At 73.5% G+C, this 24,641-nt stretch carries 25 protein-coding genes; 11 read left to right on the forward strand and 14 right to left on the reverse strand.

Annotated features, from left to right (window positions below; genetic code table 11):
• The first annotated feature begins 191 nt into the window (after positions 1 to 191).
• Genes AB0M30_RS17105 through AB0M30_RS17115 form a run of 3 tightly spaced genes read left to right on the forward strand, consistent with a single transcriptional unit; the run spans position 192 to position 2,833 of the window.
• Positions 192 to 1,520, forward strand: a complete 1,329-nt coding sequence (locus AB0M30_RS17105) for an NlpC/P60 family protein (RefSeq protein ID WP_364584983.1) — start codon at positions 192 to 194, stop codon at positions 1,518 to 1,520.
• 44 nt (positions 1,521 to 1,564) lie between these two features.
• The gene (locus AB0M30_RS17110) at positions 1,565 to 2,278 is read left to right on the forward strand and encodes a class I SAM-dependent methyltransferase (protein ID WP_364584984.1); all 714 of its coding nucleotides are present in this window, start codon (positions 1,565 to 1,567) and stop codon (positions 2,276 to 2,278) included.
• 9 nt (positions 2,279 to 2,287) lie between these two features.
• A complete protein-coding gene (locus AB0M30_RS17115; protein ID WP_103342633.1) occupies positions 2,288 to 2,833 on the forward strand; it encodes an NTP transferase domain-containing protein in 546 nt (181 codons plus the stop codon).
• A gap of 588 nt (positions 2,834 to 3,421) precedes the next feature.
• On the opposite strand, the gene AB0M30_RS17120 is transcribed toward AB0M30_RS17115, so the two are convergent.
• The gene (locus tag AB0M30_RS17120; protein WP_364584985.1) at positions 3,422 to 4,024 is read right to left on the reverse strand and encodes a hypothetical protein; all 603 of its coding nucleotides are present in this window, start codon (positions 4,022 to 4,024) and stop codon (positions 3,422 to 3,424) included.
• A gap of 200 nt (positions 4,025 to 4,224) precedes the next feature.
• Here AB0M30_RS17120 and AB0M30_RS17125 point away from each other — a divergent pair, with 200 nt between their 5' ends.
• The 3 genes from AB0M30_RS17125 to AB0M30_RS17135 all read left to right on the forward strand — a co-directional run bounded on the left by AB0M30_RS17125 (position 4,225) and on the right by AB0M30_RS17135 (position 7,304).
• Positions 4,225 to 5,298: an AAA family ATPase gene (locus AB0M30_RS17125; RefSeq protein WP_103342634.1), complete on the forward strand. Its 1,074-nt coding sequence runs from the start codon at positions 4,225 to 4,227 to the stop codon at positions 5,296 to 5,298.
• Between the two features lie 7 nt (positions 5,299 to 5,305).
• Positions 5,306 to 6,250: a DUF58 domain-containing protein gene (locus tag AB0M30_RS17130; RefSeq protein ID WP_103342635.1), complete on the forward strand. Its 945-nt coding sequence runs from the start codon at positions 5,306 to 5,308 to the stop codon at positions 6,248 to 6,250.
• A gap of 73 nt (positions 6,251 to 6,323) precedes the next feature.
• Positions 6,324 to 7,304: a VWA domain-containing protein gene (locus AB0M30_RS17135; RefSeq protein ID WP_364584986.1), complete on the forward strand. Its 981-nt coding sequence runs from the start codon at positions 6,324 to 6,326 to the stop codon at positions 7,302 to 7,304.
• A gap of 1 nt (position 7,305) precedes the next feature.
• Here AB0M30_RS17135 and AB0M30_RS17140 read toward each other — a convergent pair whose 3' ends face one another.
• The 7 genes from AB0M30_RS17140 to AB0M30_RS17170 form a co-directional block, all read right to left on the reverse strand.
• A complete protein-coding gene (locus AB0M30_RS17140; RefSeq protein WP_364584987.1) occupies positions 7,306 to 7,815 on the reverse strand; it encodes a hypothetical protein in 510 nt (169 codons plus the stop codon).
• A gap of 9 nt (positions 7,816 to 7,824) precedes the next feature.
• The gene (locus AB0M30_RS17145) at positions 7,825 to 8,292 is read right to left on the reverse strand and encodes a tRNA (cytidine(34)-2'-O)-methyltransferase (protein ID WP_364584988.1); all 468 of its coding nucleotides are present in this window, start codon (positions 8,290 to 8,292) and stop codon (positions 7,825 to 7,827) included.
• Positions 8,293 to 8,296: 4 nt separating this feature from the next.
• A complete protein-coding gene (locus AB0M30_RS17150) occupies positions 8,297 to 8,719 on the reverse strand; it encodes a thioesterase family protein (protein ID WP_364584989.1) in 423 nt (140 codons plus the stop codon).
• Positions 8,720 to 8,835: 116 nt separating this feature from the next.
• A complete protein-coding gene (locus AB0M30_RS17155) occupies positions 8,836 to 9,780 on the reverse strand; it encodes a TAXI family TRAP transporter solute-binding subunit (RefSeq protein ID WP_364584990.1) in 945 nt (314 codons plus the stop codon).
• Positions 9,777 to 11,171 (reverse strand): HAMP domain-containing sensor histidine kinase, encoded by a 1,395-nt coding sequence (locus AB0M30_RS17160; RefSeq protein ID WP_364584991.1) that lies wholly within the window; start codon positions 11,169 to 11,171, stop codon positions 9,777 to 9,779. Before AB0M30_RS17160 ends, AB0M30_RS17155 begins: the two co-directional genes overlap by 4 nt.
• Positions 11,172 to 11,174: 3 nt before the next feature.
• Positions 11,175 to 11,852, reverse strand: a complete 678-nt coding sequence (locus tag AB0M30_RS17165; RefSeq protein WP_364584992.1) for a response regulator transcription factor — start codon at positions 11,850 to 11,852, stop codon at positions 11,175 to 11,177.
• A 7-nt stretch (positions 11,853 to 11,859) separates the two neighbouring features.
• Positions 11,860 to 13,182: an MFS transporter gene (locus AB0M30_RS17170; protein WP_364584993.1), complete on the reverse strand. Its 1,323-nt coding sequence runs from the start codon at positions 13,180 to 13,182 to the stop codon at positions 11,860 to 11,862.
• Positions 13,183 to 13,504: 322 nt separating this feature from the next.
• Here AB0M30_RS17170 and AB0M30_RS17175 point away from each other — a divergent pair, with 322 nt between their 5' ends.
• The gene (locus AB0M30_RS17175) at positions 13,505 to 14,209 is read left to right on the forward strand and encodes a beta-ketoacyl-ACP reductase (RefSeq protein WP_364584994.1); all 705 of its coding nucleotides are present in this window, start codon (positions 13,505 to 13,507) and stop codon (positions 14,207 to 14,209) included.
• A 35-nt stretch (positions 14,210 to 14,244) separates the two neighbouring features.
• Positions 14,245 to 15,012, forward strand: a complete 768-nt coding sequence (gene fabI, locus AB0M30_RS17180) for an enoyl-ACP reductase FabI (RefSeq protein ID WP_103342645.1) — start codon at positions 14,245 to 14,247, stop codon at positions 15,010 to 15,012.
• 3 nt (positions 15,013 to 15,015) lie between these two features.
• On the opposite strand, the gene AB0M30_RS17185 is transcribed toward fabI, so the two are convergent.
• A complete protein-coding gene (locus AB0M30_RS17185) occupies positions 15,016 to 16,176 on the reverse strand; it encodes a Cmx/CmrA family chloramphenicol efflux MFS transporter (RefSeq protein ID WP_364584995.1) in 1,161 nt (386 codons plus the stop codon).
• Positions 16,177 to 16,249: 73 nt separating this feature from the next.
• Positions 16,250 to 16,834 (reverse strand): TetR/AcrR family transcriptional regulator, encoded by a 585-nt coding sequence (locus AB0M30_RS17190; protein ID WP_364584996.1) that lies wholly within the window; start codon positions 16,832 to 16,834, stop codon positions 16,250 to 16,252.
• 86 nt (positions 16,835 to 16,920) lie between these two features.
• Between AB0M30_RS17190 and AB0M30_RS17195 the strand changes: the two genes are divergently transcribed.
• Positions 16,921 to 17,964, forward strand: a complete 1,044-nt coding sequence (locus AB0M30_RS17195; RefSeq protein ID WP_364584997.1) for a ferrochelatase — start codon at positions 16,921 to 16,923, stop codon at positions 17,962 to 17,964.
• Here the strand turns inward: AB0M30_RS17195 and AB0M30_RS17200 are convergent.
• A complete protein-coding gene (locus tag AB0M30_RS17200; protein ID WP_364584998.1) occupies positions 17,961 to 18,731 on the reverse strand; it encodes a methyltransferase in 771 nt (256 codons plus the stop codon). The genes AB0M30_RS17195 and AB0M30_RS17200 overlap by 4 nt on opposite strands.
• An 11-nt stretch (positions 18,732 to 18,742) precedes the next feature.
• Positions 18,743 to 19,540 carry a hypothetical protein gene (locus AB0M30_RS17205; RefSeq protein WP_364584999.1) on the reverse strand — a complete coding sequence of 266 codons (798 nt, stop codon included), beginning with the start codon at positions 19,538 to 19,540 and terminating at the stop codon, positions 18,743 to 18,745.
• A 100-nt stretch (positions 19,541 to 19,640) separates the two neighbouring features.
• Here AB0M30_RS17205 and AB0M30_RS17210 point away from each other — a divergent pair, with 100 nt between their 5' ends.
• Positions 19,641 to 21,038, forward strand: a complete 1,398-nt coding sequence (locus AB0M30_RS17210; protein WP_364585000.1) for an ATP-binding protein — start codon at positions 19,641 to 19,643, stop codon at positions 21,036 to 21,038.
• On the forward strand, positions 21,035 to 22,996 hold the full coding sequence (locus tag AB0M30_RS17215; RefSeq protein ID WP_364585001.1) for a VWA domain-containing protein: 1,962 nt from the start codon (positions 21,035 to 21,037) through the stop codon (positions 22,994 to 22,996). Before AB0M30_RS17210 ends, AB0M30_RS17215 begins: the two co-directional genes overlap by 4 nt.
• 31 nt (positions 22,997 to 23,027) lie before the next feature.
• Here the strand turns inward: AB0M30_RS17215 and AB0M30_RS17220 are convergent, their stop codons facing one another.
• On the reverse strand, positions 23,028 to 23,375 hold the full coding sequence (locus AB0M30_RS17220; protein WP_364585002.1) for a hypothetical protein: 348 nt from the start codon (positions 23,373 to 23,375) through the stop codon (positions 23,028 to 23,030).
• On the reverse strand, positions 23,372 to 24,640 hold the full coding sequence (locus tag AB0M30_RS17225) for an amidohydrolase family protein (RefSeq protein WP_364585003.1): 1,269 nt from the start codon (positions 24,638 to 24,640) through the stop codon (positions 23,372 to 23,374). The genes AB0M30_RS17220 and AB0M30_RS17225 overlap by 4 nt, the downstream gene beginning before the upstream one ends.
• Between the last annotated feature and the right edge of the window lies 1 nt (position 24,641).

The raw sequence follows: 24,641 nt of genomic DNA on the forward strand, positions 1-24,641 counted from the left end.
GTTTAGCGGACAAGACGACACGCGGTGTGGGCTGCGCCATCCGACGCCGGGGTCCCTCAATGAGGGGAATTGGTGCCTACGTTGTGTAAGTTTCGGCTGAGGCTTGTGATAGTGGTGTGACTGCAGTGACACGGGGTGTGCGCTGGTGAGCGGAGGTGGCGGTCTTGTCAGGACGGTGCGGGGGTCCGAGGGTGCCGCGCGTCCGCCGGGGACTCAGCGTGAGCACGCTCACGCTGGTGATCTTGTTCGGCGCCGGGGGCACGGGGCTCGCGGCACCCCCGCCGCCGCCGAACCCCAGCGATTCCGACATCCAGGCCGGCAAGGCCGACGCGAACGCGAAGGCCGGCGAGGTCGGCCGGCTGACCAACCAGCTGGCCCAGGCCGAGCAGAAGCTCACGCAGCTGCAGGACGACGTCGAGCTCAAGCAGGAACAAGCCAACAAGGCGCTGGTCGACCTGCAGATCGCGCAGGACGACGCGGCGCAGGCGGAGAACGACGCGAAGGCCGCTCGCACCGAAGCCGACGCGGCCGCGTCGGCCATCGAGCAGGCCCGGGCGGACCTGAAGACCTTCGCCGCCGCCAGCTTCCAGCAGGGCAGCACGGTCGGCTCCCTCTCGGCGTACCTGAGCGCGGACAGCCCGAAGGACATGCTCGCCCGCGCGCAGCTGCTCGACGCCGTGGGCGGCGACCGGCTCAACGCCCTCGACCGGCTCCAGCAGGCGCAGACCGAGAAGTCCAACAAGGACGCCGCCGCCCGCAAGGCCGCCGAGATCGCCCAGCAGAAGCAGGACGCGGCGCGCCGGGCGAAGAACAGCGCCGACGCCGCGCAGACCACCGCCGAGCGCGCCCAGGACGGCCAGGCCGCCCAGAACTCCCAGCTCGAGAAGAACAAGACCGACGTCGAGCAGCAGCTCTACGCCGCCCAGGCCAAGGTCAGCGGCCTGCAGGGACAGCGGCAGCGCTACCAGGACTGGCTCGCCCAGAAGCAGCGCGAGGACGAGGAACGCGCGCGTCAGGCCGCGCTCGCCGCCGCTGCCGCCGCTGCGGCGGCCGGGGGTGGCCGTCCGTCGGGCGGACCGGCGCCGTCGGCCCCGGCCGGCTCGTCGATCGAGGCGGTGATCGCGCGGGCGATGTCCACGCTCGGGATGCCCTACGCGTGGGGCGGCGGCAACGCGAGCGGCGCGACCCGCGGCATCCGCGACGGCGGCATCGCCGACCGCTACGGCGACTACAACAAGATCGGCTTCGACTGCTCCGGCCTGATGATCTACGCCTTCGCCGGGGTCCGCTCGCTGCCGCACTACAGCGGCTACCAGTACTCGTCGGGACGGCAGGTGCCGCTGTCCCAGATGCGCCGCGGCGACCTGCTGTTCTGGGGTGGCCCGGGCGGCATCCACCACGTCGCGCTCTACCTCGGCGGCGGGCAGATGGTCGAGGCGCCGCAGTCCGGCCTGCGGGTCCGGGTGGCCCCGGTGCGCTACGGCGGGATCATGCCGTACGCGACGCGGCTGGTCGGCTGAAAACTCGCTCGACGGCGGCCCGGGACGTCGCGAAGATCGGCCGCGTGGACGACGAACTGAACGCGCTGCGGCGCACCCGGATGCGCTGGAACACGCCGCTGTCCGAGCCGCACGCGGAACTGCTGCTCGACCGGATGGCCCTGGGCGAGGGCCGGCTCGTCGACCTCGGCTGCGGCTGGGGTGAGCTGCTGCTCCGCGCGGCCGCCCGGGCCCCCGGCCTGCGCGCGACCGGTGTCGACACCGACGTGACCGGCCTCGACCGTGGCCGGGCGGCGGCCGCGTCCCGTGGCTTGGCGGTGGAGTTCGCCGAGGCGGACGCCGCGACCTGGGACGATCCGGCCGAGCGGGTGTTCTGCGTCGGGGCCGCCCACATCTTCGGCTCGACCACGGCCGCGCTGGCAGCGCTCGCCCGGGTGGTGCGGCCGTCCGGCCGGCTGCTCTACGGCGACGGCTTCTGGGCGGCGCCGCCCGGCCCGGCGGCGCGGGAGATCTTCGGCCCGGACCTGCTGACCCTGCCGGACCTGCTCGACGCCGCGGCCGGCGCCGGCTGGCGCGTGCTGCACTTCAGCACCGCCGACCAGCTGGAATGGGACGACTTCGAGTCGACCTCGCGGGCCGGCTGGGCGGAGTGGCTGGTGGCGCACCCGGCCGACCCGCGGGCGGAGCGGGTGCGGGAGTGGCTCGACGGGCGGCTGCGTCAGTATGTCCGGGACTACCGGGGGGTGCTGGGCTTCACCTACCTCGTGCTGGGCCGCTAGGGTGCCTCGGTGCGCTACGCGGGGATCGTGGTGGCCGGTGGCTCGGCCCGCCGGCTGTCCGGTGTGGACAAGCCGGCGCTGTCGGTGGGCGGGAAACCGTTGCTGGCCCGCGCGATCCACGCCCTCGACGGCGCCGAGCGGGTGATCGCGGTCGGCCCGCGCCGCCCGGGCTTCGACGTCGTGTGGACGCGCGAACCGGTGCCGGGCACCGGCCCGGTGGCGGCGCTGGCGGCGGGCCTGGTCTTCGTGCCCGACGACGTCGAGGCGGTCGTGCTGCTGGCCGCCGACCTCCCGGGCGTCCGCCGCTCCACAGTGGACAGGCTGGTGGCGGCCGTCGGCGACGGCGACGGCGCGGTCCTGGTGGACGCGGCGGGGGAGCGCCAGTGGCTCCTGGGCGCCTGGCGGTTGCCGTCGCTGCGGGCGGCGGTGCCGGAGCAGGCGGAGAACGCGGCCCTGCGCCGGGTCCTGGGCGGGCTGGCGGTGGCCGAGGTCCCGGCGGAGCGGGGCGAAGCCGACGACATCGACACGCCCGAGGACCTCGAGCGGCATCGGTGAGCTGAGCGACGCGGCCATCGTGGAGGCCGCGGTCGCGCTGCCGGGCTGCGTGCTTGCGCCGGCCGCGCTGCGTCGGGGAGCGACGGTCGGGTGGGGTGGGCGGCAGCGGCCCACCGAGGGGCTCGGGCCGCGCTGGTGGGGCGGGCGGCGGTTCAGCGGGGCACCTCGGGCGAGGCCGCCGAGCCGCGCCGGTCAGCCGCCGCGCTCCGAGCCGAGCTGCGCAGCCGAGCGTAGTTGCGCCGCCGAGCCATGCCGGTCAGCCGCAGCGAGCCGCGCCGCGGGCCGGGCCGAGCTGCGCCCGCTGAGCCGCGCCGGTCAGCCGCAGCGCGCGGCGTTGAGCTGCCGCGTTGTGCCGCCGAGCCGCGCCGGTCAGCCAAGGTGCGCGGCATTAGGCCGCCGCGCCGAGCTGCCGAGCCGGGCCGGGCAGCCACAGCGCGCCGCGTTGTGCCGCCGCGTTGTGCCGCCGCGCCGAGCTGCGTCGCCGAGCCGGGCCGAGCCGCCGAGTCGCGCCGCCGCGCGGAGCCGAGCCGGGTCAGGCGGGCTCGCCGGTGGCCGGGTCGATGACCGCCGCCACCTCGCGGATCGTGGTCACCGGAAGCCTCCGCAGTCCGCGTGCTCCTGGACCGCTTCGGCGTCGGCGAGCTGGACCAGCCGCATCGCCAGGGCGAGTTCGTCGCCGCCGGCCAGCCCCGGCACCCCGCGGCCGTCCCAGCGCTCGAAAGCCTGCAGCAGGGGGCGGCAGACGTCGTCGCCGAGCCGCAGCCGGTCCGCGAGTTCGCTGGCGCCCTGGCAGTGCGCCTGCATCACCCGCTGCACCGACTTCCCGGCCGTGGCGAGGAACCGGCACACCAGCCCGGCCCGCCGCAGCCGCGAGCCGCCGCCGCCCAGGTGGCGCGCGATGAACAGCGCCATCGTGACCCCGGCCAGGTCCTCGTCGTGGGTGTCGGCGTAGAGCTGCGTCTCGTCCCCGAACAGCTCGGCCAGTTCGCTGGTGTCCGCCGCGCACCCGATCCACGTCAGCAACGACGTGTAGTAGGCCGCGGCCCGGATCCCGGGCTCGACACCGGCCGCGTCGGCCAGCCGGAGCGTGATCACCGTCTGGCGCAGGACCCGCTCCATGGGGCGGCCCATGCCGAGGTCGGCCACCAGCGACAGGGTGGCGACCAGCTCCGCGAGCCTGACACGGGTCACCTTCGCATCCTCGCCCAGCCCGGTCCCGCTGTCCTGTCGAAGAGGTGCTTCACAGGTGTCACACCACTGACCGTGTTGGCTGATCGTGAGCCGGGTGCGTTCGTCCGCGTGCCGGATGAGACGGCCGACCGGGGGCGCAGTACGGTCGCACCGCGTGATCACCGTCGCGGGGGCGGCGCACGAGATTTCGAGGAGGCAGAGTGACCGAGCCCGGCTACGCCGAGGGCGGGAACGGGCAGCAGCCCGCAACGCCGGCGCGGGACGCCCAGTTGCTGGAGCGGACCGTGTTCGAGGTCAAGCGGATCATCGTCGGCCAGGACCGCCTGGTCGAGCGGATGCTGGTCGGCCTGCTGGCCAAGGGCCACCTGCTGCTCGAAGGCGTGCCCGGCGTGGCGAAGACCCTCGCGGTGGAGACGTTCGCCCGGGTCGTCGGCGGCTCGTTCTCCCGCGTGCAGTTCACTCCCGACCTGGTGCCCGCCGACATCCTCGGCACCCGCATCTACCGCCAGGGCGCCGAGCGCTTCGACGTCGAGCTCGGCCCGGTCGTGGCGAACTTCGTGCTCGCCGACGAGATCAACCGCGCGCCCGCCAAGGTCCAGTCGGCGATGCTCGAGGTGATGGCCGAGCGGCACGTGTCGATCGGCGGCCAGACGTTCCCGATGCCGGACCCGTTCCTCGTGCTCGCCACGCAGAACCCGATCGAGAACGAGGGCGTGTACCCGCTGCCGGAGGCGCAGCGCGACCGGTTCCTGTTCAAGATCCTCGTCGAGTACCCCTCCGCCGAGGAGGAGCGCGAGATCATCTACCGGATGGGCGTCACCCCGCCGACCCCGCACGAAGTGCTCAGCCCGGGCGAGCTCGTCCGGCTGCAGGGTGTCGCGTCGCAGGTGTTCGTGCACCACGCCCTCGTCGACTACGTCGTGCGGCTGGTGCTGACCACCCGGACGCCGAACGAGCACGGCCTCGCCGACGTCGCCGGCTGGGTGTCCTACGGCGCTTCGCCGCGCGCGAGCCTCGGCATCATCGCCGCCGCGCGGGCGCTGGCCCTGGTCCGTGGCCGCGACTACGTGCTGCCGCAGGACGTCGTCGACGTCGTCCCGGACGTGCTGCGCCACCGGCTCGTGCTGTCCTACGACGCCCTGGCCGACGGCGTGCCGATCGACCACATCATCACGCGCGTGCTGCAGACCGTGCCGCTGCCGCAGGTCTCGGCCCGGCCGCAGGGCGGGGCCGGCCAGGGCGGCCCGGTCCCGGCGGGCGCGCCGGTCAGGTAACCCGGCGATGGCGAAGAACGAGAAGGGCCAGCGCCCTTCGTGGGCGCCGCCGGTCCTGCGCGGCGACCGCCTGGAGGCCGGGCTCCGCACGCTGGAGCTCGACGTCCGCCGCCGGCTCGACGGGCTGCTGCAGGGCAACCACCTCGGCCTGGTGCCGGGGCCGGGGTCCGAGCCCGGCGAGGCGCGCCCGTACCAGCCCGGCGACGACGTGCGCCGGATGGACTGGGCGGTCACCGCCCGCACCACGACCCCGCACATCCGCGAGACCGTGGCCGACCGCGAGCTGGAGACGTGGGTCGTCGCCGACCTTTCGGCGAGCCTCGACTTCGGTACCGCGTTGTGCGAGAAGCGCGATCTGGTGGTCTGCGCCGTCGCGGCGGTCGCCCACCTCACCGGCGGCGGCGGCAACCGGATCGGCGGCCTGATCTCCACCGGCGCCGCCACGACCCGCATCCCGGCGCGCGGCGGCCTGGCGCACGCCCGCGGGCTGGTGCGCAAGCTCGCCGAGACACCGCGCGCGGCCGAGGGCACCCGGGGCGACTTCGCCGAGGCTCTCGAAGCGCTGCGCCGCCCGCCGCGCCGGCGGGGCCTGGCCGTGGTGATCTCCGACTTCCTGGGCGACACGTCCTGGGAGCGGCCGCTGCGGGCACTGGGCGGGCGCCACGAACTGATCGCGATCGAAGTCCTCGACCCGCGCGACATCGACCTGCCCGAGGTGGGCACCGTCGTGCTGGCCGACCCGGAGACAGGGAAACAGCGCGAAGTGCACGCTTCGGCCTTGCTGCGCAAGGAGTTCGGGGCCGCGGCCCACGCCCACCGGCAACGGGTGGCGGCGGGCCTGCGGCGCGCGGGTGCGGCCCACCTGACGCTGCGCACGGACGCCGACTGGATCGCCGACATGGTGCGGTTCGTCGTCGCCCGGAAGCGCCGCTGGTCGGGGGGTGTCGCATGAGGGAACTGGCGACCGAACCATTCAACACAGCGCTGCCGACTCAGGCGGCACCGAGCGTCAGCGAGGTGTGCGCATGAGTTTGACGGGGTTCGCGGCGCCTTGGTGGTTCCTGCTGCTGATCGCGGTCGCCGCGGTGGCCATCGGGTACGTGCTCGCGCAGCGGGCGCGCCGGAAGCGGACCATGCGGTTCGCGAACCTGGACCTGCTCGAAAAGGTCGCGCCGAAGAGCCAGGGCTGGGTGCGGCACCTGCCGGCGGTGCTGATCGTGCTGTCGCTGCTGCTGCTCACGGTGGCGCTGGCCGGCCCGACCGCCGAGCAGAAGGTGCCGCGCAACCGGGCGACCGTGATGCTGGTGATCGACGTGTCGCTGTCGATGGAAGCCACCGACGTCCTTCCGACGCGGCTGCAGGCCGCCCAGGAAGCGGCGACGAGCTTCGCGCGGAACATGACGCCGGGGATCAACCTGGGGCTGATCTCGTTCGCGGGCACGGCGACGGTGCTGGTCAACCCGACCACCGACCGCAACGGCGTGATCAAGGCGATCGAAAACCTGAAGCTGGCCCAGTCGACGGCGACCGGGGAAGGCATCTTCGCGGCGTTGCAGTCGGTGGAGAGCTTCTCGAGCGTCGTCGGCGGGGCGGACGGGCCACCGCCGGCGCGGATCGTGCTGATGTCCGACGGGAAGCAGACCGTGCCCGAGGACCTGTACGCGGCGCGCGGCGGCTACACCGCGGCGCAGGCGGCGAAGCAGGCCGGGGTGCCGATCTCGTCGATCTCCTTCGGCACCACCCACGGTTCGGTCACCATCGACGACAAACCGCAGCCGGTCAGCGTGGACGACGAGTCGCTGCGCGAAATCGCGCGGCTTTCGGGCGGCGACTTCTACAAGGCGGCCAGCGCCGAGGAGCTGAAGAAGGTCTACGCCGACCTCGGCGAGCAGATCGGCTACGAGCTCAAGGACGCCGACGCGAGCAAGCCGTGGCTGGTGGCGGGGACGTTGATCCTCATGCTGGGCGCGGCGGCCAGCCTGTTCTTCGGGCAACGGCTGCCCTGACTCAGGCTCGGCGGACGCCGTACAGGCTTCCGCCGAGCAGGGTCACCCCGGACAGGACGCCGCTGACGAACGGCACCCACTCCGCGGCGCTCCCGAGCAGGACGAGGCCGGCGACGCCGAGCACGGTCAGGACCGCGCCGACGACGAGGATCGAGCGGGCCTGCCACGCCGACGCGAGGGCGACGAAGTGCAGGCCGACGACCGTGGCGATCCACGCGACGTTCGCCTGGACCGGCGCGTCCAGCAGGCTCAGCACGAAGAACCCGGCGACGAGCAGCACCACTTCGCCGATGACGATCATCCGGTAGCTCGGCCCGAACACCGGCCGGTCGTCGAGCGTCGGCCGCCCGCCCGCGCGGACGCCGAGGACCACCACCGCCACCAGGGCGAGCACGGCGAGGGCGCGCAGCACCCAGCCGAGTGCCGCGGGGACGGGAGCACCGGAGTTGACCAGGACGAAGACGGTGCCGAACGCGGCGCCGATGAGCGCCCCCAGAAACTGCTGTCGCATCCGGCGAACCTACCGGAGGGTGCTCGCGAAGCCGTTCTGGCGCCAGGCCTCGTAGACCGTGATCGCCGCGGTGTTCGCGAGGTTGAGCGACCGGCTCGTCGGCAGCATCGGCAGCCGCACGCGGTCGGTCACCTCCGGCGCTTCCTGCACCGCCTCGGGCAATCCCACCGACTCCGGCCCGAACATCAGGACGTCGCCCGGTGTGTAGGCGACCTCGGTGTACAGCCGCGTCGCCGAGGCGCTGAAGGCGTAGACCTTCGCCGGCAGCAGCACTTCCCAAGCCGCGGCCAGCGAAGCGTGGACGTGGACGCGGGCCAGGTCGTGGTAATCGAGCCCGGCCCGGCGCAGCTGCTTGTCCTCCAAGGTGAAGCCGAGCGGCTCGACCAGGTGCAGTTCGCAGCCGGTGTTGGCGGCCAGCCGGATCGCGTTGCCGGTGTTGGGCGGGATTTCCGGCTGGTAGAAGAGAACGCGGAACACGGGCTCAGTCCCCGAGCAAGGCGGCGTAGACCTTGCGGACCGCGTCCGGCGGCGGTGTGGGCCGCAGGCTCGCCGGGTCGATGAAGACGTACCGGACGGTGGCCGCCGCCACGAGGGTCTCGCCGCGGCGGATCTCGAAGTCGAAGATCAGCGACGTCGTGCCGAGGTGGTTCGGGTACTGCGAAACGACCAGTTCGTCGTCGTAGCGGGCCGGCGCGCGGAACTTCAGGTTCGCCTCCGCGACCACGACGTCGGTGCCGTGTGCCAAGAACTCGTCGTGGGAGCCGAACAGGGCCTTCTCCGCCTCGAAGGAGCACATGTCCACATAGGCCAGGTAGTGGGCGTTGAAGACGATGCCCTGGCCGTCGCACTCGTGGTAGCGCACGCGCAGCGGCAGCTCGGCGATCGGGCGGCGAGGTGCGGTCACGCACTTAATCTAGTTCCCGATCCGGCTCGAGGCAGGCCGACCCCCGCGCGGCACGCAACCCGTTTCCGCCAAGCCATCGGCCGTGGCCGAGGTCGGATCGGGAACGATCAGCACAGTCAGCCATGTAAGGCCCGGTACGCGGCCGCCGCGCCCGGCTGCAGCGGGACCGGCTGGGTCCCGATCAGCGTCCGTACGTCGAGGAACTGCGTCCCCACGGCTTCGGCGGGCACCAGCGCGGTGGCGCGCTCGACGAGCAGCCGGACCACCGCCGCGGCGACGTCGTCGGGCAGCGAAGGCGCGCACACCAGCAGGTTCGCCACCCCGATCGTGCTCAGCGCCCCGACGCCGCGGTACGCGCCGTCCGGGACCTGGACCTGGTCGTACACCGGGCCGTACGCCGTGCGCAGCGCGGGCACCACCGAGTCCAGGGGCAGCAGCGCGATCGGGGTCGTCCGGGTCAGCTCGGCGAGCTTCGGCGTCGGGATCCCGCCCGACCACAGCATGGCGTCGATGCGGCGGCCGGCCAGCGCGCGGACCGCGTCGTCGAACAGCAGGTGCCGGGCGTCCACCGCGACGCCCGCCTTGGCGAACAGGCGCTCGCCGAGCTGTGCCGCCCCGGAGCCGCCCGCGCCCAGGGACACCGCGCGCCCGGCGAGGTCGGGCAGGCGGCGCACCGGGCCGTCCGCGCGCACGACGAGCTGCAGGTAGTTCTCGTAGACGCGGCCGAGCGCGAGCAGCGGGACCGTCCCGGCGAACGGCGGCCCACCGCCGAGCGCGGTCTGGGCGACGTCGGCGAGCACCAGCCCGAGGTCGGCCTGCCCCCGCTGCACGAGCCCGACGTTGGCCACACTTGCCTCGGTCGGCACGGCGGTGGCGTGCAGCAGCGGTTCCGCCCGGTTCAGTTCGGCCGAGAGGAGCTCGGCGAAGGCCAGGTAGAAGCCGCCGCGCTCGCCGGCGGCGATGGTGAGGGGGCGTTCCGGGCCGCGGTAGCCGGCTGTCGAACACCCGGCCAGCGCGAGGCCGAGGCCGCCGAGCAGGGCCGTGCGGCGGGGGAGCGTCATCCCGGCACCTCCCGCAGCGGCAGCGTGACGCGGACTTCGAGGCCGTGGGGGCGGCCCTGCCGCAGCTCCAGGACCCCGCCGCGGGTGCGCACCTGCTGGTGGGCGATGGCCAGGCCGAGGCCGGTGCCGCGCGGGGCGCCTTCGCCGCCGGCGCGCCAGAACCGTTCGGTCGCCCGCGCTCTGTCCTGTTCGGACAGTCCCGGCCCGTCGTCGGCCACGACGAGTGTCGCGGTTTCCCCGCCGCTTCCCCACTCGGTCGTGATCTTCGCGCCCCGGCCGGCGTAGTGGACGGCGTTGTCCAGCAGCACATCGAGGATCTGCGCGAGCTCGCCTTCCGGGCAGCGCACGGTCACCGGCTCGTCGTGGCCCGGCGGGGGAACGAGCGTCGAACCGGCGTCCTCGGCGGCCGGGCGCCAGGCGTCGACGCGTTCGGCCAGCACGGACGCGAGGTCGCAGGACTCGTCCGCACCCCCGGCGGCGACCCGGGTGGCCGTGCTCTCGGCCAGCGCGAGTGCCAGCAAACCGTCCAGGAGCTTCTCCAGGCGTTCGACTTCGGCGACGGTCGCCCGGTAGGTGGTGTCGTCGCCGTCGATCCGCCCGGCCAGGGAGTCGACCCGCAGCCGCAGCGCCGCCATCGGGTTCCGCAGCTGGTGCGAGGCGTCGGCGACCAGCCGGTGCTGCTGCTCGGCGGCTTCGAGCACGGCCTCGGACATCCGGTTGACCTCGGCGGCCAGCGACCGCAGCTCGCGCGGCCCGGTGCGTTCGGGGACGTGCGCGCGGTGGCCGCCCGCCACGGCCAGCACCCCGGTCTCGAGTTCGTGCAGCGGCCGCACCATCCACCGGGCCAGCACCACGGCGAGCAGCACGAACACCATCGCGACCAGCACCGCGCCGGCGCCGATGGTGCCCCACAGGGTGGCGACGTCGGAGGCCGCCGCCGTCACCGACGCACGCAGCACGACCACGCCCGACACGCGGGTTCCGGTGCCGACCGGGCGGGCGAAGTAGGCCGGTTCGGCCGACCACGGGTCCAGCCGGTCCACCCGCGGGGCCGGTTCGTTGCGCATGGTCGCCTCCACCAGCGCGCGCACCGCCGGCTCGCCTGCGGTCAGGCCGCCCGCCTGCACCAGCGGCAGGCGCCGGCCGTCGACGATGACGACGCCTTCGCCGTACAGCCCGGCGTAGCGCTCCGCATCGGCCTCGAGGGCCGCCGGGTCGTGGGCGTCGACGGCCTGCTGGGCGAGCACGACGAACCGGTCGACGTCGGCGGTGCGGGAGATGACCAGCTGCTGCGTGCGCTGCTCGGCGGTGGCGGTCAGCAGCGGCCCGGCGAACGCGGCGACCACCGCGAGGGCGAGGGCGACCAGGACCACCAGCAGCCGGGTGCGCACGGGTCAGCCCCGGCCGAGCCGGTAGCCGAAGCCGCGGATGGTGGTGAGCAGGCCCGGCCGGTCCAGCTTGGCGCGCAGCCCGGTCAGGTGGACGTCGAGCGAGCGCGACACCGCGAGGTAGGCGTCGCCCCAGACCTCGTCCATGAGCTGCTGGCGGCTGACCGCGGTGCCGGGGCGGACGGCGAGCACGGCCAGGATCTCGAACTCCTTGGTGGTGAGCCCGACGTCGTGCCCGGCGACGAGGACCCGGCGGGCGCCGAGGTCGATCTCGACGTCTTCGACGCGCATGACGTCACCGGCACTGCCGGCCGGGGCGGCGCGGGCCACCGCCCGCCGCACGACGGCGTCCATCCGCGCCAGCAGCTCGGCCAGCCGGACCGGCTTGGTGAGGTAGTCGTCGGCGCCGAGCCGCAGCCCGCGGACGACCGAGCGCTCGTCGCCGCGGGCGGTCAGCACGATCACCGGGACCGGCGAGACGGCCCGGATCTTGCGGAGGACGTCGAGGCCGTCCAGGTCGGGCAGGCCCAGGTCGAGCAGGACGAGGTCGGCCGTGCGGTGGTGGTGCAGCGCGTCGGCCCCGCGGGCGACGCTGGTGACGGGATGACCGCGCGCGTGAAGCGACTCGGCGAGCGCGCCGGCGACACCCGCGTCGTCTTCGACGAGGAGTACGCGCACGGCCATCCCCCTGTCAGTGGTCGTCTTCCCGGCGCTCTTCCAGCTCGGAGGTCTTCGAGGTTTCCCGCATTGTGCCGTAGACGATGAGGGACACCAGGACACAGCCCGCGACGTACCAGAAGAACACCGGTTCGTGCCCGGCGCTCTTCAGCGCCTGCGCGATCAGCTCGGCGGTGCCGCCGAAGATCGCCACGGTCAGCGCGTAGGGCAGCCCGACACCGAGGGCGCGGATCTTCGTCGGGAACAGCTCGGCCTTCACGATGGCGTTGATCGAGGTGTACCCGGCGACGACCACCAGCCCGGCGAGCACGAGGAAGAACGCGCCGACGGGGTTGCGGGTCGAGCCCATGATCGTCATCAGCGGGACGGTGAGCAGCGTGCCGCCGATGCCGAAGAACAGCAGCAGCGGCCGGCGGCCGATCCGGTCGGACAGGCGCCCGAACACCGGCTGCAGGACCGCGGCGACCAGGATCGCGCAGAACAGCACGATGGTGACCTGCCGCCGGGGGAGGTGCGCGGTGTTCTCCAGGAACTTCTGGCTGTAGGTGGCGAAGGTGTAGAAGCCGACCGTGCCGCCGAGGGTCAGGCCGACGACGAGCGCGATCTCCTTGGGGTACTTGGCCAGCGCGCGCAGCGTGCCGCGTTCGCCGTGGGTTTGGCCCGCCTCGCGCTGGTAGCTCTCGGACTCGTCCATGCCGCGCCGCAGCCACATCACGGTGAGCGCGGCGACCGTGCCGACGCCGAACGCGATCCGCCAGCCCCAGGACGTCAGCTGCTGTTCGGTGAGCAGCGCCTGCAGGATCAGCTGGAGACCCAGCGCCAGCAGCTGGCCGCCGTAGAGGGTCACGTACTGGAAGCTCGAGTAGAAGCCGCGCTTGCCGGGAGTGGCCACTTCGGACAGGTAGGTCGCCGAGGTGGAGTACTCGCCGCCGACCGAGAGGCCCTGGATCAGCCGGGCGGTGAGCAGCAGGATCGGCGCGGCGATCCCGATGCTGTGGTAGCTCGGCGTGACGGCGATGAGCAGCGAGCCGCCCGCCATCAGCGTCACCGAGAGCACCAGCGCGCGGCGGCGGCCGAACCGGTCGGCGAACCGCCCCAGCATCCACCCGCCCAGCGGCCGCATGAGGAACCCGACGGCGAACACGGCCGCGGTCCCCAGGAACGCGGCCGTGGTGTCGGACGTCGGGAAGAAGGATTTGGCGAAGTAGGTGGTGAACGCCGCGTAGGCGTACCAGTCGTACCACTCGATCAAGTTGCCGATCGAGCCGCGCAGCACGTTGCCGATCACGCGCTTTTCGCTGACGGCCGGGGCGGCACCGCTGAGCCGGGTTGTCATCGTCGACCTCCTGTGTTGCGACTCACGGTGACCACCCGGCGGATGCCCGGCAAGGCCGGGAGGCAGTTCCTAACACGGGCTTAGGACGGTGCCGGTCCCTCGCCGGACAGCCGCGATCGGGGGACCCGCCGGAGGGCGGCCCCGACCTGCTGTGTTGCGACTCACGGTGACCAACCAGCGGGTAACCAGCAAGGTCGGGAGGCAGGTCCGGACAGCCGTTCAGGACGGCCGCGGCGAGCCCGGGCGCGGGTGCGCGACCCGGAGGCGCTGCCGATAGCCTCGTGCGCGGCAGCAGCGCACAGCGAAGAAGAGGGAGAACACAGTGGGACGGTCGGTTCTGGTCACCGGGGGCAACCGGGGCATCGGTCTGGCGATCGCCCGGGACCTCGCCGAGCAGGGGCACCGGGTCGCCGTCACGCACCGTGGTTCGGGGGCGCCCGAAGGGCTCTTCGGGGTCCAGGCGGACGTCACCGACACCGAGCAGGTCGACGCCGCCTTCAAGCTCGTCGAGGAGCACCAGGGGCCGGTCGAGGTGCTGGTGTCCAACGCCGGGCTGACCGACGACACGCTGCTGATGCGGATGAGCGAGGAGCAGTTCGAGCGCGTCGTCAACGCCAACCTGACCGGCGCTTTCCGCGTCGCCAAGCGGGCCTCGCGCGGCATGCTGCGCGGCAAGTGGGGCCGGTTCGTCTTCATCTCCTCGGTCGTCGGCCTCTCCGGCTCGGCCGGCCAGGCCAACTACGCCGCGTCGAAGGCCGGGCTGGTCGGCTTCGCGCGGTCGCTGGCCCGTGAGCTCGGCTCGCGCAACATCACTTCGAACGTCGTCGCGCCCGGGTTCGTCCACACGGACATGACCGACGAACTGCCCGAGGACCGCAAGAAGGAGATCCTCGCGCAGGTGCCTTCCGGCCGGTACGCCGAGCCGTCGGAGATCGCCGCCGCCGTGCGCTACCTGGCTTCCGACGAGGCCGGCTACGTCAACGGCGCGGTGCTGCCCGTCGACGGCGGCCTCGGCCTCGGCCACTGACCCCCCACCACCCCGAACCAAGACCTGGAGGACCCGTGCCCGGACTGCTCGAAGGCAAGCGCCTGCTGATCACCGGCATCATCACCGACGCCTCGCTCGCCTTCCACGCGGCCAAGATCGCGCAGCAGGAGGGGGCGAAGGTGGTGCTGACCGGCTTCGGCCGCATGTCGCTGGTCGAGCGCATCGCGAAGCGGCTGCCCGAAGAGGCGCCGGTGATCGAACTCGACGTCACCAACCAGGAGCACCTCGACGGCCTGGCCGGCAAGGTCCGCGAGCACGTCGACGGCCTCGACGGCGTGCTGCACTCGATCGGCTTCGCCCCGCAGACCTGCCTCGGTGCGCCGTTCCTCGACGCGCCCGCCGAAGACGTCAAGACCGCGATCGAGATCTCGACGTACTCGTACATGTCGCTGGCCAAGGCGTGCCTGCCGCTGATGGGGCGCGGCGCGTCGTACGTCGGCATGGACTTCGACGCGCGCGTCGCGTGGCCGGTCTACAACTGGATGGGCGTCGCGAAGGCCGGGCTCGAGTCGGTCAACCGGTACCTGGCCAAGGAGCTGGGGCCGCAGGGCATCCGCGTCAACCTGGTCAGCGCGGGCCCGATGAAGACGATGGCGGCGAAGTCCATCCCGGGCTTCGTCGACCTGGAGGACGGCTGGGGCGAGCGCGCGCCGCTCGGCTGGGACAGCACGGACCCGGACCCGGTGGCGAAGAGCGTCTGCGCGGTGCTCTCGGACTGGCTCCCCGCCACCACCGGCTCGATGATCATGGTCGACGGCGGGGTCCACTTCCTCGGGATCTGAGCCTCACACGAAGGCCGGCTCACGGTCGTCGCCGCGCTGGACGGCGGCGGCGACCGTGAGCGCGGCCAGGGTCGCCACGCCGAGGGCGATCCCGGTCCAGGCGACGCTCGGGAAGCCGAGCCCGGCGCCGATCGCGACACCGCCCAGCCACGGGCCGGCGGTGTTGCCGACGTTGAACGCCGCGGTCGTGCTGGCGCCCACGAGCGTGGGCGCGTCGCCGGCGACCTGGTAGGCACGCAGGTTCAACGCCGGGTTCACGCCGAACCCGGCCACGCCGAAGACGAGCACGGCCCCGACGGCGACGACCGCGTCGGTGGTCAGGGCGAGCACGAGCAACGCGGCCAGCGCGAGCGCGAGAAAGCCGTAGAGCGTCGCGAACGGCCGCCGGTCGGCGAACCGGCCGCCCACGCTGATCCCGATCAGCGCGCCGACGCCGAACAGCGCCAGGACACCGGGCACCCAGCCCTCGGAGAGGCCGTCGGTCTCGGTCAGCAGGGGCGCGAGGTAGCTGAACGCGGCGAAGATCATGGCCTGCGCCAGCGCGATCACGCCGAGGGCGAGCCAGACCCGGCCGCGCCGGTACAGCCGCAGTTCGCCGAGGACGCTCACCGCGTCACCGGTCGTCTCCGGCACCAGCAGCGCCACGCCCGCCACGGCGACCACGGTCACCACCGCCACGGCCCAGAACGCCGTGCGCCAGCCGGCGTGCTGGCCGAGGAACGTCCCCGCGGGCACCCCGGCGATGTTCGCCACGGTCAGGCCGCCGACCAGGACCGCCATCGCGCGGCCGCGCCGGGCGGCGGGCACGAGCGCGATGGTCGTCGCCAGGGCGACGGCCCAGAACCCGGCGCACGCGAACGCCGCGACCACCCGCGTGGCGAAGAGGACCGCGTAGCTCCCGGCGAGGGCGCCGACGACGTGCGCCCCGACGAACACGACGAGCAGCGCCAGCAGCGTCCGGCGGCGGGGGAGCCGGAGGGTGCCGATCGCCAGCAGTGGCGCGCCGACGACCATGCCGATGGCGAACGCCGAGATCAGCAGCCCGGCGTCGGGGATGCTCACGTGCAGGTCGGCGGCCATGCCGGGGAGCAGGCCGGTGATCATGAACTCGGACGTGCCCAGCGCGAACACGCTGAGCCCGAGGACGAAGACGGCCAGGGGCATGAGATCTCCTCCGGATTGTGTATCGATCAGTTCAAAACTGCGGCGGCGTGAGCGCCCGCTTCGGACGTGCTCGTCAGCGGGCGACGATCGCCGAAAGCGCGATGTCGGCGACGGCGTGCATGCCGGCGGGGCTCGTGCCGCGGCGGGCCATCACGCGCAGCCCCGAGGTGGTGCTGAGCAGGAACTCCGCCACCTCGGCGGGGTCCAGGCCGTCCCGGAGGCTGCCGTCGAGCGCGCCTTCCCGGACGCATTCGGCGAACATGGTCAGGTTCCGGTCGGTGTCGTGGCGCAGCGCGGCGCCCACCTCGTCTTCGGGCAGGCCGAGTTCGGCCAGGGTGTTGACCACGAAGCAGCCGCGGCGGCGGTCCTCGAGGTCGGCCTCGATGGCGCTGTCGAGCACCGCGGCGAGCCGCTCGGCCGCGGTGCCCGGGCCGTCGAGGATCGCTTGCCGCTTGTCCAGCTGGGTGCTGGTGTAGTGCGCCAGCGAACGCCGGAAGAGGGCCCGCTTGCTGGTGAACGTGTTGTAGACGCTGCTGCGGCCGAGCCCGGTCGCTTCGCACAGATCCTGCGTCGTCGTCGCTTCGTAGCCGTGTGCCCAGAACGCGTGCATCGCCTTCTCGACGGCGGCGGCTTCGTCGAACTCCCGTGGCCTGGCCATGAAGGTACCGTACCAGAGTTTTGTACTGATCGATTCATAACCGGCCCGGCTCAGCGTGCGGACCGCCACATCGGCAAGATGGCGGGGTGGGATACGACGCGTTGCTGTGGCTTTCGTTCGGCGGCCCGGAAGGGCCCGACGAGGTCATGCCGTTCCTCGAGAACGTCACCAGGGGCCGGGGGGTGCCGCGCGAGCGGCTCCTGGAGGTCGCCGAGCACTACCAGCACTTCGGTGGCGTCTCGCCGATCAACAAGCTGAACCGCGACGCGATGGCCGCGGTCGAGAAGCAGCTCGCGGCGGCCGGCATGGAGCTGCCGGTGCGCTTCGGCAACCGCAACTGGCACCCGATGGTCGAGGAAACCTTGGCCACGCTGACGTCGGACGGCGCGAAGCGGGTCCTGGTGTTCCCCACGAGCGCGTACGGCGGCTACTCGGCGTGCCGCCAGTACGACGAGGACATCGAGCGCGCCCGCGCGGCGGTCGGCGAGGGCGCTCCCGAACTGGCGAAGATCCGCCAGTTCTTCGATCACCCGCTGTTCGTCTCGGCGGTCGCCGACGCCGTGCGCGCCGCCCACGCGTCGCTGGGGAACGAGCCGGGGATCCGCACGGTGTTCACGGCCCACTCGGTGCCGGAGAGCGCGGATCGCGCTTCGGGGCCGCCGTCGGAGGGCGGCCGCCGCTACTCGCGGCAGATCGCGGAGGCGGCGCGCCTGGTGGCGGCCGAGGCGGGCATCGCGGAGTACGACGTCGTGTGGCAGTCGCGGTCCGGGCCGCCGCAGGTGCCGTGGCTGGAGCCGGACATCGTCGACCACCTCGACGCGCTGCACGCGGATGGGGTGCGGGGCGTGGTCGTGTCGCCGATCGGGTTCGTGTCGGACCACCTCGAGGTGATCTGGGACCTGGACAACGAGGCCGCGGAACGCGCGGCGGAGCACGGGATGGCCTTCGCCCGCGCGGCGACCGCCGGTGCGGACCCGAGGTTCGCGGAGCTGGTCGTGGAGCTGATCCGCGAGCACACGCACGGGGTCGAGCCGCGGAAGCTGTCGTCGTTCCCGGCGGCGGGCTGCACGGTCAACGGCGCGCCCTGCGCGATCGGCTGCTGCGAACCGGCGAAGCGCCCCGCCCGTTAGGTCCTGCGCCCCACCAGGTGGAAAACGCGGCTGAGCCGGCGGTAGGGATCCCGCCGGCCGGCTTCGAACTCGACGGCCGCCACGCGCTCGGCTTCGGCCGGGTCCGGTCCGGCGCCGCTGAGGTCGAGCCAGTCGACGAACAGCCAGACTCCGTACCACGCAAGGGGTTCCACGCCGCGGCCGCGGAGGGCCTCGCTCAGTTCCGCCACCGTGTCGGCGCGCGTCGGCAGGCCCAGCACCCCGATTTCGGTCCGGGCGCCGAACGCCGCCAGGGCGTCCTCCCAGCGTCCCTCCATCGCCGGGCGCACCGCCGCCGCGTCGGCGTTGCCCGTCATGATCGAGACGAGGCCGCCGGGCGCGGCGCACCGGCACAGCTGGTCGAGGACGGGCTCCGGCCGCTCCAGGTACCCGAGCACGCCGTGGCACAGGACGGCGTCGAAGCGACGGCCGCCGACCGCCTCTTCGGCGTCCGCGCCGTCGGCTTCCACGAAGGTCAACCGGTCCCGCACGGCCGCCGGCAGCCGCTGCCGGGCTTTGGCCAGCATCGCCGCCGACGAGTCGAGCAGGGTGACGTCGTAGCCGGCGCGGGCCAGCGGGAACGACTGGTGGCCGGCGCCGCCGCCGACGTCGAGCACCGAAGCCGGCGGGGCGGGCAGGTGCTCCAGCAGCTGCCGGTGCATCACGTAAGTGCGCACGCGCCCCTTCACGGACGCGTAGGCGCCGTCGGCGAAATCGCCGGCCACCGCGGCCCAGGTGTCCTCGCTCATCGCGCGGGACCTCAGCCTTCGCGGGCCGTCTGCTCCGCGAACGCGCGCACCGCCTCGTCGACCGCCGCGCAGCGGGCCGTCCGGACCGCGTCCGACAGCGGCCGCAACGCCTGGGCCCGCAACGTCGAAGCCGAAGCCGACAACGCCCCGCCCGGCTCGTCCGAAGACGCGATCGCCAGGATCGCCGCGATCTCCTCGGCCCGCTGGAGCACTCGCAACGCGCGCCCGGGTGTCCCGGCCGGCCAGTCGACGTCCGGGCGCGACCGCAGGTGAGCCGACAGCTCCGCGCGCACGCCCGGCCGGTCGGAGGCCACGTCCAGGGTCTGCAACGCCCCCGCGCTGGCCCGGATCGCGTCCGTCAGCCCGTGCTCGGCCTCGCCCAGCGGTACGTACTCGGGGGTGGTAGGCGAAGGCAGCGAATAGACGGTCCAGCGCACCAGGCCCTCGGCGATCGGCTCCGGCACCAGGCCGAACCCGAGGTCGGGGAGCACCAGCGCGTCGCCCGCGCGCAACGCCGCTTCGGTGAACGGGCCGCCGCCGCCGAGGCCGCGCACGTCGCCGGGGACGGGCAGCACCAGGTGCAGCGATTTCGCTCCTTGCGAACGCAGCGCCATCAGCAGCTGCACCGGCGTGGCCGCCCGGTTGAACGCCAGCGGGAGCGCGAAAGCGTCGGCCGCGGCGGTGTCGGCGGCCACGACGTCGTGGGCCTCACCCCACGCGAGCAGGGCATCGAGGACATCGTCGGACGCGGCGGCCCCGTTGAGCCACGCGCTCGACCAGACGGCGAAAGTCGCACTGGGACGGCACACGACGCCCTATTTTACCCGGTCGGCGGACAACACAGCAGCGCGCCCACGCTGGAGCCGCTCCACATCGACGGGCCGCCGATCCGGCAGTAGCGTCGAACGGGTGAACGCTGTTCCAGACGCTCTTCCCCGCACCGCCGGGGCCCTGCGCGCGGCGGGGTACGAGCCGCGCCCCATCGCGCAAGAGATCCACGACAACCTGCTGAGCGCCCTCAAGAACGGCGAGGACCCCTGGCCCGGCATCGTCGGGTTCTCCCGCACCGTGCTGCCGCAGCTCGAACGCGCGCTGCTGGCCGGCCACGACGTCGTCCTGCTCGGCGAACGCGGCCAGGGCAAGACCCGCCTGCTGCGCACCCTCGCCGGCCTGCTCGACGAGTGGACGCCCGTCATCGAGGGCGCCGAGCTGGGCGAACACCCGCTGCAGCCGATCACGCCCGCGTCGATCCGGCGGGCCGCCGAGCTCGGCGACGACCTGCCGGTGGCCTGGCGCCACCGCTCCGAGCGCTACACCGAAAAGCTCGCCACGCCGGACACCTCCGTCGGCGACCTGATCGGCGACGTCGACCCGGTGAAGGTCGCCGAAGGCCGCAGCCTCGGTGACCCGGAGACGATCCACTTCGGGCTCGTCCCGCGCGCCCACCGCGGGATCGTCGCCATCAACGAGCTGCCCGACCTGGCCGAACGCATCCAGGTCGCGCTGCTCAACGTGATGGAGGAGCGCGACATCCAGGTCCGTGGCTACACGCTGCGGCTGCCCTTGGACGTCCTGCTCGTCGCCACCGCGAACCCCGAGGACTACACCAACCGCGGCCGGATCATCACCCCGCTGAAGGACCGCTTCGGCGCCGAGATCCGCACCCACTACCCGCTGGACGTCGAGTCCGAGGTCGCCGTCGTCAAGCAGGAGGCGAACCTCGTCGCCGAAGTCGGCGAGCCGCTGCTGGAGGTGCTCGCCCGGTTCGTCCGGAACCTCCGCGAGTCGACGGTGATCGACCAGCGCTCCGGCGTGTCGGCCCGGTTCGCCGTCGCCGCGGCGGAGACCGTGGCGGCCGCGGCCCTGCGGCGCTCGGCGCTGACGGGGGAGGAGCCCGCGGTGGCCCGCCCGGTCGACCTCGACGCCGTGCCGTCGGTGCTGCGCGGCAAGATCGAGTTCGAGCCCGGCGAAGAGGGCCGCGAGATCGAGCACCTCGTGCACCTGCTGCGCCTGGCGATCGCCGAGACCGCGCGCGACCGGTTCGCCGGTCTCGACCTGCGGCCGCTGGCCGACGCGGTCGCCGACGGCCACCTGGTGTCCACCGGCGAGCGGGTGCCGGGCAAGGACGTCCTCGAAGCCCTGCCGGAGCTGCCGGTGCTGCACGAGGTCGCCCGGCGCGCCGGGGTCTCCGCCGACGAGCCCGCCGGCCGGATCGCGGCCGCCGTCGAACTGGCCCTCGAATCGCTGTTCCTGTCGCGAAGGCTCGCCAAGGACTCCGACGACACGACGACCGTCTACGGCCGATGACCGCGGTCCCGCTTCCCGACGGCTACTCCTACGGCCCGTGGCACGACGGTCCGGACCCCTTGGCGCCGCCGGCCGACCTGCGCGACGCGCTCGACGAGATCGGTCGCGACGTCATGGCCGGGGCCTCGCCGCGGGCCGCGCTGGAGGAGATGCTCCGGCGCGGCACCGAGCGCACCGCGGGCCTCGACGAGCTGACCCGGCGGCTCTGGCAGCGCCGTTCGCAGATCCAGCGGCGCAACAACCTCGACGGCACCCTCCAGGAGGTCCAGCGCCTGCTGCAGGAGGCCCTCGACGCCGAGCGGCGCGAGCTGTTCCCGGACCCGGACGACGACGCCCGGTTCCGGGAGGCCCAGCTCGACGCACTGCCGCCGGGCACGGCCGCGGCCGTCAACGAGCTGGCGGACTACGACTGGCGCTCCGAACAGGGCCGGGAGAACTACCAGCAGATCCGGGACCTGCTCGGCCAGGAGCTGATGGAGTCCCGGTTCCAGGGCATGAAGCAGGCGCTGCAGAACGCCGGGCCCGAGGACGTCGAGCGGATCAACGAGATGCTCTCCGACCTCAACGACCTCCTCGCGGCACACGCCCGCGGCGCCGAGGACATCCAGCAGCGCTTCGAAGACTTCATGGGCAAGCACGGCGAGTTCTTCCCCGAGAACCCGCGGAACGTCGAGGAGCTGATCGACGCGCTGGCCGAGCGGTCGGCGGCCGCGCAGCGCATGCTCAACTCGATGTCGGCCGAGCAGCGCGCGGAACTCGCCGAGCTGACCCAGCAGGCGTTCGGCGACCCGCGGCTGGCGCAGCAGCTGTCCCAATTGGACAGTCAGCTGCGGGCGGCGCGCCCGGGCGAGGACTGGACCGGCTCGGCGCGCTTCCGCGGCAACAACCCGCTGGGCATGGGCGAAGGCGCCCAGGCCATGCAGGATCTCGCCGAACTGGACGCGCTGGCCGAGCAGCTGGGCCAGTCCTATCCCGGCGCGCGGCTGGAGGACATCGACCTGGAGGCCCTGGAAGCCCAGCTCGGCAAGGACGCGGGCGTCGATGCCCGCCGGCTGGCCGAACTGGAGCGTGAACTGCGCCGCCAGGGCCTGTTCGAGCGGGCCGCCGACGGCTCGCTCCGGTTGTCGCCCAAGGCGTTGCGGCGCCTCGGCGAGACAGCGCTGTCCGACATCGTGAACGCGCTGCGCGGCAAGACCGGCGAGCGCGAGACCGAGTCGGCGGGCGCGGCCGGCGAGCCCACCGGCGCGTCGCGGCCGTGGCGGTTCGGGGACATGCAGCCCTGGGACGTGCCGCGGACCATCCGCAACGCCGTGCTGCGTTCGGTGTCGGTGGGGGAGCGGCAGGTCCGCCTCGACGTCGAGGACGTCGAAGTGGTCGAGACCGAGCACCGGTCCCGCGCGGCGGTGGCGCTGCTGGTCGACACGTCGTGGTCGATGGTGCAGGAAGACCGCTGGCTGCCGATGAAGCGCACCGCGCTGGCCCTGCACCAGCTGATCAGCACCCGCTTCCGCAACGACGCCCTGCAGCTGATCACGTTCGGCCGCTACGCGCAGTCGGTGGAGCTGCCGGAGCTGGTCGGCCTGGAAGGTGCGTGGGAGCAGGGCACCAACGCCCACCACGGGCTGCTGCTCGCCGGGCAGCACCTGCGGCGGCACCCGGACGCCCAGCCGGTGGTCCTGATGGTCACCGATGGCGAGCCGACGGCCCACCTGGAACCCGACGGCGAGGCGGTCTTCGACTACCCGCCCCAGCCCCGGACCCTCCTCAAGACACTGTCCGAAGTGGACCGACTGGCGAAGCTGGGTGCCTCGATTTCGGTGTTCCGCCTCGGCGACGACCCGCGGCTGACGTCGTTCGTGGACCTGATCGCCCGGCGCTCGGGCGGCCGGGTGATCGCCCCGGACCTCGACGGTCTCGGCGCCGCGGTGGTGGGCGACTACCTGCGCATGCGGCGGTGACGTGAGCGGGTGCTCCCGCGGGAGCACCCGCTCACCGGCGTCCGGGGTGGTACCGCCGGAGGCGCACCTCCCGCGGGTCAATCCACCGGCCGTGCGCGGGCTGCTCGGCCAGGGGGTCCGCCCACCGCACCCGCAGCCGGTCCGGGTGCGCTTCCTGGATGCGCACCTCCGTCCACCGGCCCGGCCTCTCCTCGGCCCACCACGGTTCGGCCAGGCTGGACAGGCCGTCGCGGCGGACCACCTCCTCGGCTTCGTCACGCCCGGACGGTTCGGCCAGCACTCCGTGGAACACCGTGCCCGGCTCCCAGCCCGCCTCCACCCGCCGGAGGTGGCCGAGGAGCTCGCCGTCCTCCTCACGCCGGACCTCGATCGGGCTCACAGCTCCACGCCCAGGCGGTCGCGGACGGCGGCGATGACCTGTTCGGTCTGGGTCCGCAAGGCGGCCAGACCCGCCTGCTCGTCGGCCGAGCCGGCGTAGCCGCTCAAGTCCGCCCGGACTCCCTGCTTCCAGACGGCCGTGACCTGCTGAGTCGCGGTGATGTCCTCGTCCGGGCGCCCGTCGACCAGGACGAGGTCAGCGCGCAGTCCCGGCCGGATCCGGCCGCGGTCGGCCAGCCGGAACACGTCGGCGGGGCGCGCGGTCGCGGCGGTGAGCGCCGCCGATGGCGAGAACCCCGCCTTCACCAGGTGCCCCAGCTCCCGGTGCAGGCTCGCGCCGTGGACGGTGCCCGGGTTGGGCGCGTCCGTTCCGGCCGGCACCGGTACGCCGGCCTCGAGCAGCAGCCGGGCGTTGGCCCGCGCGGCCGTGAAGTCCGGCAGCTGCGGTGGCAGCCACCGCTGCGCTTGCCGTTCGAGGACCGTGCACCACGCCGGTCCCAGCCTGGGCACCAGGGCCGGTTCGCCGAGCAGCCCGCCGTCGCCGGGGAAGCCGTCGGCCACCGACAGCGTCGAGATCACCGCGACACCCGCCGAGGCGATCGCGTCGGCCTGCCGGCCGGTGAGCGCGTCGAACGGGATGTGCGCGAGCACGTCGACCCCGGTGGGCAGCAAGTCCATCGCCGCGCGGGCGGTCGACACGTGCGCGGCGACGACCAGGCCGGCCGCGTGCGCGGCTTCGGTCAGCGCGGCGATCGTCGGCACGTCCAGCGACGGCATCGGCATCGGGCCGCCGCCGGTGCCGTCGTCGTAGAGCACCTTCAGGTGCGCCGCGTCTTCGGCGACGCGGTCGGCGACGAACCGCCCGGCGTCCCGCGGTCCGGTCACGGTCGGGAACGGCGCGTACATCATGCTCGGGTGCCCGCCGGGTGCCGTGGCCCCGACGCTCGAGGAGCGCACGTCGGCGCAGTCCGGCCCGGCGGCGCGGGCCAGGGCGTCCCGGACCGTGTCCGGCTTGCTGAACATGTCGAGCAGGGTCGTGACGCCGAAGGTGAGGGCCTGCCGGGGCGCGCCGGGCAGCAGGTGCACGTGCGCGTCGATCAGCCCGGGCAGCAGGGTGCCGCCGCGGGCGTCGACGTGCTCGTCGCCGGGGCGGAGCAGGGTGTCGTCACCGATCGCGGCGATGCGGCCGCCGGTGAGCCGGACGGCGGTGTGGTCGGTGCGGCGCTCGCCGTCGAAGACGCGGGCGCCGGTGATGGTCGTGGTCACG

Origin of the sequence: Amycolatopsis sp. NPDC051716 (assembly GCF_040681595.1) — a bacterium.
In the GTDB taxonomy this organism is placed as follows: domain Bacteria; phylum Actinomycetota; class Actinomycetes; order Mycobacteriales; family Pseudonocardiaceae; genus Amycolatopsis.